The 13,798-nt window shown below is 28.7% G+C and carries 4 protein-coding genes and 1 pseudogene; all 5 read left to right on the top strand.

The annotated features are described in order from the left end of the window. Positions 1-938: 938 nt before the first annotated feature. A complete protein-coding gene (locus NH288_RS11440) occupies positions 939-1,397 on the top strand; it encodes a TnpV protein (protein ID WP_414731763.1) in 459 nt (152 codons plus the stop codon). After that, positions 1,283-11,026, top strand: coding sequence for a helicase-related protein (locus tag NH288_RS10525; protein ID WP_414731762.1), 9,744 nt, complete (start codon positions 1,283-1,285; stop codon positions 11,024-11,026). Before NH288_RS11440 ends, NH288_RS10525 begins: the two co-directional genes overlap by 115 nt. A 33-nt stretch (positions 11,027-11,059) precedes the next feature. Next, a complete protein-coding gene (locus tag NH288_RS10520; protein WP_265215212.1) occupies positions 11,060-12,202 on the top strand; it encodes a single-stranded DNA-binding protein in 1,143 nt (380 codons plus the stop codon). A 684-nt stretch (positions 12,203-12,886) separates the two neighbouring features. Next, on the top strand, positions 12,887-13,570 hold the full coding sequence (locus tag NH288_RS10515; RefSeq protein ID WP_265215211.1) for a response regulator transcription factor: 684 nt from the start codon (positions 12,887-12,889) through the stop codon (positions 13,568-13,570). Continuing rightward, positions 13,563-13,798 (top strand): annotated as a pseudogene (locus NH288_RS10510) (two-component sensor histidine kinase); the annotation flags it as partial. The gene NH288_RS10515 and the pseudogene NH288_RS10510, both read left to right, overlap by 8 nt.

The raw sequence follows: 13,798 nt of genomic DNA, 5'->3' as shown, positions 1-13,798 counted from the left end.
ATCTTTTGCTTACAGAAATTTAAAAAATAGAAAGAAATAAAGTTTAATAAATAAATATATAAAAATTTAGTTCATTTTTATCACTATAATGAGGAGGGATAAAATGCCAAGATATGATATAGTAGATTTAAGCAGATCAATCTATCTTGCAAAAGAAGAATTTAAGAAAGATATAAAAAAATATGAGGAATATCTAAAGGTATCAGGCAATAACTATAAGTATCCATATATACATCAAATATCTATATACAATATGGATCCAAAAGCAACAGCCTGTGCAGAATTTGATTATTGGAAAAGCATAGGTAGAAGCGTTAAAAGAGGCGAAAAAGGAATACCACTTTTAGATATAGATAGTGGAAGGATAAAATATATCTTCGACATAAGGCAAACAGTAAGTATTAATCATAATATTTCTGAGGTAAAGCTATGGAAATATGATAGCAAAAAGCACTTAAACTTACTAGATGAACTGATAGATAAGTTTAAAGAAAAAGATAGTAAGCTTCTATTAAGCCAAGAAGATAAAATTGATGCCTTAGTAGAAAGTAATGTTAGAGGAAAATTCAATAAAATTTTAGAAAGTCTATCTGACGAAAGTTTAAAAAGCATTCAAAAGGTAGACCTTTTTAATTTGTTAAAAGAATCCGTAAAAATTTCCATAAGCGAGAGAATGGAGGTCTCATATCAGCTAAAAGAAGAAAACTTATCTTTACTATCTAAAATATCAAGTTCGGACATAGACAAAGTATTAAGTATAAGTGCTAATATAAGTAAAAATATCTTACTTGATTTGGGAAGTGAAATAAAAAGATTAGAAATTTTAGAGAAAATTCAAGAAAGAAAAGATTTGGAGCAGACAAAAGAGCTTAAGGAGCGTTATAATAAATTAAGTTCTGATATAAACGGTGAAATAAATTTTAAAGGAGGCTTGGAAGATGAAAGAGAAATTAACATTGGCAGGCAAGGAATACCTCATGGAGGAGGGGATTTACACACCAATCGTCAAGGAGAATTCCTTCGAGAGACAGGGAGGGACATACAAGATGGAAGAATTGGAGGAAGGCATGGAAGTCCTAATACCCAATATGGCAATTCCCAAGGAAATAGATTTAAAGAAACTCAACAGATGGGGAAGGATGAGATTGAACTTTCTCAAGGAGAACAAAGAAGAGGATTATCAGATAATGTATTTGCAAGGGATATTGATGGATCATCTTCAATCAAAGGAAAAAGAGATAGAAGACTTTATCACGAGGGAAGAAGTCAAAATGATGGAAACTTGGGGGCTGACAGAAGAACTGAAAGAAGAGGACTATCTGAAATATCTGAGATTGAAGAAGAACATGGATATGACCCTGCAAGAAATAGGGGAAAGGGAGATAATCTTAATCTAAAAAATGAGGAAGTAGAGTCTACTTCCTTTTTTTCTGCTAAAAATCAGGGAGAGCAAATATCCTTCTCAAATCCAATAAGTCAAAGAGAAATAGATACATTTTTAATACATGGAGGAAATCATGAAGATGGAAGATTAGAAGTAATAGCAGAATTTTCTAAGGGTAAATCTTTAGAAGAACAGGTAAACTTTTTGAAAGAAATATATAAGGGAGCTAATGGTCTTGAAATTGAAGGAAGAAAGATATCTGCATGGTTTGGAAAGGAAGGAGCAATTTTTAAAGATGGAGATGAGGCAAGGTATAGAGAAGGGCAAATAGTTTCTTGGAAAGATTTAGCTAATAATATTAATAATTTATTAGATAGAGGAGAATTTGCTAGCAATGTTGAGATTGTAGAAAGTGCGACATATGAAAGAGAAAAAATAGCAGAAACATTATTGTATTTAAAGAGAGATCTTACTGATGAAACTAAGGATAGATATCTATCGAGTCTTAATGATATAAAAGGAATAGGCTTCCAAGATGAAAAAGAAAATCTCGGAAAAAAACTTGAAGATAAAAATTTTATAAATAAACTTAGAAAAGAATACGAGGTATTTTTAGAAGAATATAAGATTAATCCTGATATTTTAAGATTTCATCATTATAAATTATCTAGAATCTATAATGATATCAATGATTTAGAAATAGAAAGAAAATTTTATAGGTCAAATTTAAAGGATATTGCACCTATTAAGAGTTTTATAACACAAGATGAAATAGATGAAAGCCTAAAAAGAGGAAGCGGGTTTTCTGATGGAAAGAAAAGAATATATGAATTTTTTACTGAAAAGCATGATTTAAAAGAACAAGCAGATTTCTTGAAAAATGAATATGGCGTAGGTGGAAGTTCTCATGCACTATCTGCTGCAAGAGAAAGTGGTGAGTGGCACGATGCGAAGGGAATAAAATATAATAAAGGTAATGCAAAAGAAATACAACTATCATGGTCCAATGTTGCAAGAAAAATTAATGACCTTATTAAAAAGAATAGATATATAGATGAAGAAAGTTTTGAAGAAAATAGGGAGAAAAAAACAGATCAGGAAATAAATAAAACAGAAAAAGAAATCCAGGAGTATATAAATTATCAAGATGATTTACCTCCAACTGATAATGATGTATATATAGAAAGAACAAATAATAGTTCTATATATTATTATCAAGGACAGTCTGTAGCAAGTATAGGTGATGATGGAAAACTTATCATTTATGATGAATTTATACCAAACTTTTTAAAAGAAGATATATATTCCATAGCCTTTGAAAAACAATTAGATATACCATTAGACCAGTTAGACGATGGAATTATTCTTGAGGGAATACATGACACTTTTTATATTAAAGAAAAGGAAGAAATAGAAGGAAGAGAATATTACCTTTTAGAAAGTCAAAGTCGATATGATGATATTCCAAATATTGTAGTTAATTCTAACAAAGAAGTTATAGATGATGATATAGTAAATGGGTTTGAAGAATTTAAGGAATTTTATCCTAATAAAAATAAAGAGAATATAGGTTTTGATTTAGATAGCCATATAAAAGATGATTATTGGATAATTGAGTTTAATGAGGGTTCAAGTCTAATAGAAAAAGATTATGAAGGACAAAGGCTGACTAAAGAACTATTAGATGAAATAAGGGAAATAGATGAAAAGATAAGACTTCATAATAAGACCTTAGGAGAAGATGAGTATAGTCAGATGACTGATGAGTGGGAGGGGTATTCCAAATTCTATTTTAACCATATAGTAGATGGAAAAATAGTTGATCACTATAAGATAGACATAGGTGATGGAAATGAGATCAACCAAAGGGACTTTGAATTTCTTTATGAACAAATAGGAAAAAATCAGACAGAACTTAATCAAACTATAGAAGAAAATAAGATAGATGAAAAAATAATTTCAATAAATCAAATTGAAGATAGAATTTTTGATGTATTAGTTAAGGATAAAGTTTTAGAAAATGAAATTATAAAGGCAAGAGAAAACTTAGGAAATAATACCTTAGCAAGTTTTAACTCTGTATTCCAAAGAGAATATGCAAAAATCATGAGAGAAGTTGCCGATAAGCAGGGAAATCTTCCAGATGATATGAAGTCAATAGATAAGGTTAAAGAATTAGGCATTAGAATTGAACATAGATATAGAGAATATTTAAATAATTCACTTGAAAATAATATAGAAGATGATAAGGAGATACTCTCTATAAAAGTGGGAGATATAGTTAAAACAGAGGATAATAAATATTTAAAAATAAAAAATATTTCCAGTGGATATGATAATAACCATAATCCAATAACATATTATTCATATGATGCCTATTTTGATAAGGACTTAAAACTATTCTCACATTCCTTTAAAGAAAGCGATTTAAAAGCTTTAGAAGTATTAAGAAATGAAGTAGAAGAAAAATTAACAAAAGAGATTGTAGAAGATAAAATAGCAGTAAAAGTAGGAATTTATTACGCTTTAGTAGATAAAGAGAAAACAAAGGATATAGAACTAGAAGAGACAGGAATTAGAGTTTATCCAAGAAAGGAAAACTCACAAGGAAAGATCTATACTTTATATAAAGGGAAATCTTTTGAAGATAGCAAAAAAATAGACAGTTTGTTCGATGAAATTACTGCCAAAATTAAAGAAGCAAACCTTACAAATTTAAATGATGTATTAGAATTGGAAAGGGAAGGTTTATTTGAAATTACTGATGATAAAGTTACAAAATTTGAGGAAGGCTATGATATAGATGTTCAAAGCTTTAATAAGCAATTTCCAGATTATTATAATGATATATATGTTTTTAATAAAAATCTTGAAATCAATGGAGCATATCAAAATTTAGCACATATAAATGAAGAAAATGAAATTACTTTTAATATAAATTTATCGCAAGAAGAAAAATCCAAAATTGAAGAAATAAGAGATAAGAAACAAGTTCTTTCCAAGTTAATAGATAAGGATATCAAAGAAAAAAGAGAATACTATTTTGATCCTCAAAATGAAGAATACTTACTACTGTCAAAGAAAATAGAAGATGGATTATTAAAAAAACCAGAAAATATTATAGATGGAAAAGAAGGGTATAAGGTAGAGCTAATCTTAGATGTTAAGGGGAAATCTCTTAAACAAAATTTACGATACAATGGGTATATTTTAAATTCTAATCAAGCTATAAAATATAAAAGTTATAAGGACATATTAAGTAACTTACCTTATTTACTTGATGACAAACATAGAGAAGTGCTTTTAAATGGATATTTAAATCAGCAAATAGAAAATGATAGAACAAGGCAAGAAGAAAATCCATTTAAAGAAGGTATGAGTGTTAGATACAAAGGAAAAGAATACACTATAACCGCCATTAACGATGCTACAAGTCCTAAAACTATAGAATTAGAAGATAGCACAGGACTAATGAATGGTTTTATTACCGGAAACGAAATAATTCTTTTTAATGACTACAAAGATCTTGATTTGGAAGTTATAAAAAAAGAGGAATTAATTCCGTTAGAAATAGAAGATTATAGTCTTTTAGGATTACCAGTTCAATTTAGAAATAAGGAATATTTAATTAAAGAAAATGAATTTAATGAAGCTGGAATGGGTAGATTAGCTTTAAGTACAATAGATAAGAGTGGTATTACTGAAGTAATATATAGTAGAGAAAGACCTGTTTCTAATATTTTTGTAAGAAAGGAAGATTTAGAAGAATATAAATCTAGTGAAAAAGATATATTAAGTAAAAAACAATCTATCGATAAAGAGGAATTAGTAGAACAAATTAGCTTTGAAGATATTGATAATAAAAACGAAGAAAAAGTTAAAAAAGACAATTCAGGGCTTTTACATAAAAGCCTTGATGTAATAAATAATAAATCTTCTCTTGTTGCTGATCAGTTTATAGTAAGAGTTGATAATGAAAAGGAAGAATTTTTAGTATATAGTTCGTCTAATCCAAAAAATTATAGGGAATTTACTCTACCTTTTTCTTACCTCAAAGGAATCGACAAAATTGACGGAGATGGTAATTCATTGAAATTAACCACTCATAGAAAAGAAACTATTTATAAGAAGTTAGAAGAATATAAGGAATGGAAAGAAAATAATAATTTAATAAGGACTGATAGAGAAAATATAGAAGGGGTTTCTGAAGTTTCTTTAGCAAACTATAAAATTATTAATGAAGAAGAAAACCTACCACCTTCACAGAGGTTAAAAAACAACATTGAAGCTATAAATGTCTTAAAGGCTTTAGAAAAAGAAAATAGAAGTGCAAGAAAAGATGAACAGGAAATTTTGGCAAAATATATCGGCTGGGGAGGACTTTCTGATGTATTTGATGAAGAAAAGGAAGGTCAATGGCTTGATGCAAGAAATTTTTTAAAAGAAAATCTAACTGGGGAAGAATATAATAGGGCAAGAGGATCAACCCTAACAGCTTTTTATACGCCGAAAGTAGTTATAGACGCTATCTATGAAAGTCTTTCTAATCTTGGATTTGAAAAAGGAAATATATTAGAACCAAGTGCTGGGACAGGGAGATTTATAGGAAATCTACCTGAAGAAATGAAAGAGTCAAACTTTTATGGAGTTGAATTAGATAGCATTAGTGGACAAATTGCCAAAGAACTTTACCCTAATGCCAATATCCAAATAAAAGGCTTTGAAGAAACCAATTTTTCTAATAACCTATTTGATGTGGCCATAGGAAATATTCCTTTTGGAGAATTTAAAGTAGCAGATCGTGAGTACGAAAGAAATAACTTTCTAATTCACGATTATTTTTTTGCTAAAACTTTAGATAAGGTTAGAGATGGCGGCATCATTGCCTTTATAACATCTTCAGGAACAATGGATAAAAAAAGTGAAGATGTTAGAAGATATATATCGGAAAGAGCAGAGTTTTTAGGAGCAATAAGACTACCAAATACTACATTTAAAGGGGTAGCTGGAACAGAAGTAACTTCAGATATAATCTTTTTAAAAAAGAGAGATAGGCTATTAAAGATAGATGAAGACTGGATAAAGCTAGATAAAGACCAAAAAGGACTAATATATAATAAATACTTTGTAGATAATCCTAAGATGGTAATAGGGACTATGGAAGAAATACCGTCAAGATTTGGGACAAGCCTTGCATGTATTGAAAATAAAGATATTTCTTTAGAAGAAGGACTAAAAAAAGCTATTAAAAATATTCAAGGTAGGTATGAAAAAGCTCAAATAAATGATGATTTAGGAGAAGAAACAATACCAGCTGATGATAGTGTTAAAAACTATTCTTTTGCTTTAGTGGATGATGAAATATATTTTAGAGAAAATTCAATTATGCAAAAAATATCCTTAAATGAAAAGGATAAAGATAAGGTAAAAGAATATTTAAGATTAAATGAAAGTCTAAGGAAAGTTATAACCTATCAAAAAGAAGACTATTCAGATGAAGAGATAAAAAAAGAACAAGAAAATCTAAATAAATTCTACGATGATTTCAATAGCAAACATGGAAGACTAAATTCAAAAACCAATAAAAAGTTATTTAGAGAAGATGCCAATTTTTCTTTAATTTCAACTTTGGAGAAATTAGATAAAGAAGGCAACTTTATAGGAAAATCTGATATCTTTAACAAGAGAACTATAAAAAAAGCTGTAATAATAGATCATACAGATAGGGCAATAGATGCTCTGGTACTCTCTATTAGTCAAAAAGGTAAAATAAATTTTGATTATATGGAAGAATTGACAGGAAAAACAAGAGATAAATTAATAGAAGAATTAAAGGGAGAAATATTTTTAAATTTAGATTCCTTTGAACCTAATGATATAAATCCATTTAAGTCTGCTAAAGAGCTAGGAGATTTTTCAAGACCTTACGTAAGTGCTGATGAATACTTGTCAGGAAATATAAGAGATAAAATTGAAGTTGTAGACTCTTATATTAAAAACATCGAAAAAGAGTTAGGAAAGGAAGAAAATCTAGAGGATAGTAAACTCTTAAAAAAAGAATTAGAAGAGTTACATTTTCAAAAAGCAAAGCTAGTGGAAGTAATGCCTAAAGCACTAGATGCAAGTGAGATTACAGTTAGAATGGGTGCAACATGGATACCGGAACAAGATTACAAAAAATTTATGTTTGATTTGTTGAAAACACCAGTTTCATCAAGGTGGAATATAGATATTAAGTATTCTGACTTTACAGGAGAATATAGAGTTGAAGGAAAAAGCTCTGATAGGGACAATGATCTTGCTTCTTTTACCTATGGTACAAATAGGGTAAATGCCTATAAATTGATAGAAGATACTTTAAATTTAAGAGATACTAAGGTATTTGACCAAGTAGAAGACAGTGATGGAAAGAAAAAATCTGTGCTTAATCAAAAAGAAACAATGCTTGCAAGAAGTAAGCAAGAGATGATAAAAGAAGAATTTAAAAGCTGGATATTTGATGATTTGGAAAGAAGAAATAGATTAGTGGAAGATTATAACGAAAGATTCAATTCCATAAGACAAAGGGAATATGATGGATCTAATCTTACTTTTGAAGGAATGAATCCTGAAATAGAATTAAGAGCACATCAAAAAGATGCCATAGCAAGAGGTTTGTTTGGTGGAAATACTTTACTTGCCCATGAAGTAGGAGCAGGAAAAACTTTTGAAATGATAGGTATAGCCATGGAGTCAAAAAGACTTGGTATGAGTAATAAGTCAATGTTTGTTGTTCCTAACCACATCGTAGAGCAATTTGGAAGAGAATTTAATGAACTTTATCCAGGAGCTAATGTATTATGTGCCACAGAAAAAGACTTCACACCAGATAGACGAAAAAGATTTTGTAGTCGTATTGCTACAGGAAATTTTGATGCTGTGATTATAGGACATAGTCAATTTGAAAAAATTCCTATATCAAAAGAAAGACAAGAATATGAATTACAAGGTCAAATTGATGAAATCATTGACTATATAGATGAATATAAAAGAGAAAGGGATCAAAGATTTACTGTAAAGCAATTAGAAAAAACAAAGAAAAAATTAGAAACAAAGTTAGAAAAACTAAATGCTGATTATAAAAAAGATGATGTTGTAACCTTTGAGGAACTGGGAGTAGATAAGTTATTTGTAGATGAAGCCCATGCCTACAAAAACCTCTATCTATTTTCTAAAATGAGGAATGTAGCAGGAATTACTTCTACAGATTCACAAAAATCATCAGATATGCTTATGAAATGCCGCTATATGGATGAAATAACTAATAATAAAGGATTAGTATTTGCCACAGGTACACCAGTAAGCAACAGTATGGCTGAACTTTATACTATGCAGAGATATTTACAGTATGATGAATTAAAAAAGATGAAATTGCAACATTTCGATTCTTGGGCGTCTACTTTTGGAGAAACAATAACGGCAATAGAATTAAATCCTGAGGGTAATGGTTATAGGAGCAAAACCAGATTTGCAAAATTTTATAATCTTCCTGAACTTATGAATACTGTAAAAGGATTTATGGATATTAAAACAGCTGATGTTTTAAATCTTCCTACACCAATTGCCCATTATGAAACTATAAAAACAAAGCCTACCGAAGAACAAAAAGAAATTCTTGAAACTTTTTCCGAGAGAGCAGATAAGGTTCGTGATAAGCAGGTAGATTCAAGTGTTGATAATATGCTATTAATAACAAATGATGGGAAGAAGATGGCGTTAGATCAAAGATTAATCAATCCTTTACTTCCTGATGATCCTAATAGTAAGGTAAATACCTGTATAAAAAATGTATTTAGCATTTGGGATAAATATAAAGATAATAAATCTGCTCAATTAATATTTTGTGATATGTCTACACCAAGTAGTGATTTTAATATCTATGATGATATTAAAACAAAACTTATAGATATGGGAGTACCTGAAAATGAAATAGAATTTATTCATAAGGCAAAAAACAATATGGAAAAAGACGCTATCTTTGATAAGGTAAGAAAGGGAGAAATAAGAGTCTTACTTGGTTCAACACAGAAAATGGGAGCAGGTACTAATGCCCAAGACAAACTAATTGCAATTCACGATCTTGATATACCATGGAGACCTGCTGATCTTTCTCAAAGGGCAGGCAGGATTGTGAGGCAGGGAAATGAGAATAAGGAAGTCCATATATTTAGATATGTAACAGAAAATACTTTTGATGCCTACCTATTCCAAACCTTAGAGAATAAACAAAAATATATTTCCCAAATTATGACGTCAAAGACTCCTGTAAGAGTTGCAGAAGATGTAGACGAAGCCACATTAAACTATGCCGAAATCAAAGCTCTTGCAACAGGAAATCCATTAATAAAGGAGAAGATGGACCTTGATGTTGAAGTTTCTAAACTTAAAATGCTAGAGTCCAATTTTAAATCAAATCTTTACAAGCTGGAAGATAAAGTAGTTAAATTTTATCCAAAGGAAATAGAAAGATTAAAAGAAAGGATAGAGAACTTAAAGGAAGATATTAAAAATGTTGAGCCTTATAGAGAAGTAGATAAAAATTTAAAAGAAGATAATAAATTTACCTCTCTAATTATTGACGGAAAGAAGTATATAGATAAGAAAATAGCTGGAGAGTTTTTGTTGAACAAAATTAAGGGAGTTAAAATATATAGGGAAATGGATAAAGATGGAGAAAAAATAGGTGAATATAGAAATTTTGATTTATCCATAAAATATGATTCTTTTTTCAATAAATATAACTTTATATTAAAAGGCGAGGGAGAATATAGAGGAGAGTTTGGTACAGATGAAATAGGTAATATAACAAGAATGGATAATGTATTAGATAAATTACCAGAAAGATTAGAAAATACAATCTCAAAACTAAAAGATACAGAAGAGCAATTTCAAACAGCCAAAATTGAAATACAAAAGACATTTCCACAAGCTGAACTTTTAAAGGATAAGACATTAAGACTTGCAGAAGTAAATAATTTACTAGATATGGGAAAAAGTGAAGATATAAGCCAAGATAATCCATTACTAGAAGAAGTAAAGGAAGAATTGATAGACTTCCTTAACAGAGAATATGATGAAGAAAACAGGTTAGAGGACTTTGATACTATATTTCCTGACTTAACAGATATAGGAATAGCTTATACAACAACACCAGATGAAAAACATGAAATACAAATAAGTTTAGATTTAATAAATTACAAGATGAACACCTATGTAGATAAGAACCTAATTGACAGCTTTCAATACACCTATGATCCCTTAGATGCAAGTGATTTAAAAGAGCTAGTACAGATAAAGACATCTATTGGCTTTTGGGATTTTAGTGAGCTTGTATCAGTAAATGAAGAAAAACTGAGAGAAGTAATGGGACTTGAAATAGATGATGATGGCAACTTCTATGATCCATTATCTAAAGATATGGATTTAGATGGAATAATAGATAGAAATGATGCTGACTTTAGAGATAGTAAAGTGCAGGAAATAGGAGATTTTGAAAGGAAAGAAAAAACATCTATTATGGATAAATTAAAGGAATATAAGGGAAATTTAGTAGTAAATAATAATATAAACGAAATAAATAATAGTGAACCATGTGGCAGATAAAACTTTAAATGAGATTATTAGAGGAAAAAGAATATGGAATTTGATAGATATAGCTTTAATGAATTTATTCGAGAAAATTTTTCTTTTGATGGTGCTACTCAGAGAATAATTAACAATATAGTTGAATATGGAATTAAAAATTTTGCCACTTCAGAAGATAAATTAGTTGAATTTATTCAGACTACAATCGATGATCCAACAGTTGAAGAAATAAAACAATTTATTATTAGTGATGGAAAGGAAGAAGAAATAAAAGATTTAACAGATAAGAAAGATAAAAATAGAAATGGAGGAATAAAAATGAATATAAAAAAGGGAAATGTAATTGAAACTGAATTTGGAGACACTATGGTATTGGATGTGAAAGATAATCAAGTTACCTTATTTGACGGAAATCAATTTATTTTAGCCACAGGAGTAGAGTTTAATAAAGAAAGTGGAAAGTATGAATGGGATTCTGTTAGATACGCAAGTGATATAAAAACAATAGCAAATATGGAAAATACAAATTTTGAAATAATGAAAAATACAATAGATTTTTTAGCAGAATATAATCATAAAGAATTTGTAAAAGGTATTATATCTCTTGAAACAGGAGTAGAAAATGAAAATGTTCTTAATAATGCCTATGATAATTATATGAACGATTCAGTTATGGGCATTATTGATGAAAAGTTTATTGAATATATAGACGAAGAAGAGTTAAAAGAAAATTTAGAAGCTAATCAGGAACAAGAAGATAAAGAGATGAAAGATATAGATAATAAAGAAAAGGATACATTAAATATAGATGGAAATATAGCAACTGACATAGAAATTAAAGATTTAAAATCAAAAGATGGGAGGGACTTTAAAGTAGCCTCCTTTTCTATTGCTGAAAATGACAAGAAAGGAAATGCAAAATTCATCAGCTGCTACGCCTATAATGACAAAATCAATCAAGTAAAAAATTTGAAAAAAGGAGATTTTGTACACCTATTTGGCAAAGAAAAGAAAAGTATGGGAAAGGATAATAAGGAATACACAAGTCTAAAAGTATACTCTGCAAAGTTATTAAAAGCTAAAGAGCATACTAAAGCAAAAGCATCAACACTAGGGAAATTAAAGGAATTTAAGACTAAAGGGGATATGAAAGTGGATGAAAAGAAGAAAAAGGATAATAGCATAGAAAGGTAAAAGATTATAGGGGGCAGGTTTTAGTCTGCTTACTGTATTGTATGATGGGGCAAGTTCCAATACTGGGGTGAAAGTCCCTAAACAGCGTATTTGTCGACGAATTCCATAGCAATCCTGAAATTTCACATGGAGATATGTGGAAGAGAGGAACGACCTGACTTGATGAACATGAATATGATATTAAGGTTGGTTAGATATGTAGATTACAGTATACTAACAGTAGCAAACAGAGTAATGGTTTTAGTAACCAAATGTATAGAAAAGAAGTTAGGATTAAAATAAATGCAACAAAATTCAAAGTTATTAAACCAACCAAGCTAAAATGTTTTGGATTTGAAGTCTGAAAAATAAAAGACGATTAGAAGGCTAGAACAGACGAAAACTTTTTAAAAGATATAGTATATGTGATGACAGCAAAGACAATCTATTATCAATATAGTAGATATAGATATTGAAATGAGATAAAGAATAATGGTATACTTATTTATAAGTAGACATTTATAAACAACGAAAGAAATGTATATTAAATCAAAAATTATAGATTTAAGAAATTTAGAAAGATAGATTTAATTCATTAAAAGGATGTTGTATTGTTCTTCTTGATTCTTTTACTTAAAAAATTTCTTTATTTTTTTAAAGTTGTTTTGACAAAAGTGATAGATTTAAAATGGAGGAAATTTAGTTATGAATTACTCAGTATTAGTAGTAGAAGATGATGAAAGTATTTTAGATTTAATAGAGATATATCTAGAAAATGAAAATTATATTATAAAAAAGGCAACATGTTCAGAGGAAGCAATTAGATATATTAAGGAAGAAGAATTTGATTTAGCGATTTTAGATATTATGTTACCTGATAAAGATGGATATTATTTATGCAAAAAGATTAGAGAGTCTTTTAATTATCCAATTATTATGCTTACATCAAAAGATGATGAGTCAAGTAAAATTAAGGGCTTAACCTTTGGAGCGGATGATTATGTAACTAAACCATTTTTACCTGGAGAGTTAGTTGCTAGAGTAAAGGCTCAATTAAGAAGATACAATAATTATAATTTAAAAACTAAAGAAGGTACAGGAAATATTTTAACTTATCAAAATGTGGATTTAAATATCAAATCAAGAGAAGTTTTAGTTGATGGACAGGAAATTGATTTAACTCCTATTGAATTTATTATTTTAAAATCATTACTAGAGAAAAAATCTGAAGTACTAGAATCCGAAGATTTATTCTATAAAATATATCCGGATGAATATTATATAAAAAACAATACGGTTTCAGTTCATATTAGACATATTAGGGAAAAGTTAGGAGTGCAAAACAATATAATAACAACTGTATGGGGAGTTGGGTATAAAATTGGATAAAGATCAATATTTTAAAGATATACTAAAAAAAATAGTAATAAAAATTATGGTATTTTTATTTATTCTAATGAGTTGTATGCTTGCAATAGATAGCAATATTTTTAGATTTAATAATGAAATACACGAATTTTTTGTTAATAGATTGGATCTGATTTTTTTTGTTATTTTATTATTGGGGATATTAATTATTATAATAAAAGAATTTTCAAAATTAGAGAAAGATTATAT

This window comes from Anaerococcus sp. NML200537, from assembly GCF_026131715.1.
Lineage (GTDB): Bacteria > Bacillota > Clostridia > Tissierellales > Peptoniphilaceae > Anaerococcus > Anaerococcus kampingae.
This window is presented reverse-complemented; position numbering and strand designations above follow the sequence as displayed.

Coding starts and splice junctions, on each gene's coding strand:
- NH288_RS10520 (WP_265215212.1), top strand. CDS start 11,060: ATGGAATTTGATAGATATAGCTTTAATGAATTTATTCGAGAAAATTTT.
- NH288_RS10515 (WP_265215211.1), top strand. CDS start 12,887: ATGAATTACTCAGTATTAGTAGTAGAAGATGATGAAAGTATTTTAGAT.
- NH288_RS11440 (WP_414731763.1), top strand. CDS start 939: ATGAAAGAGAAATTAACATTGGCAGGCAAGGAATACCTCATGGAGGAG.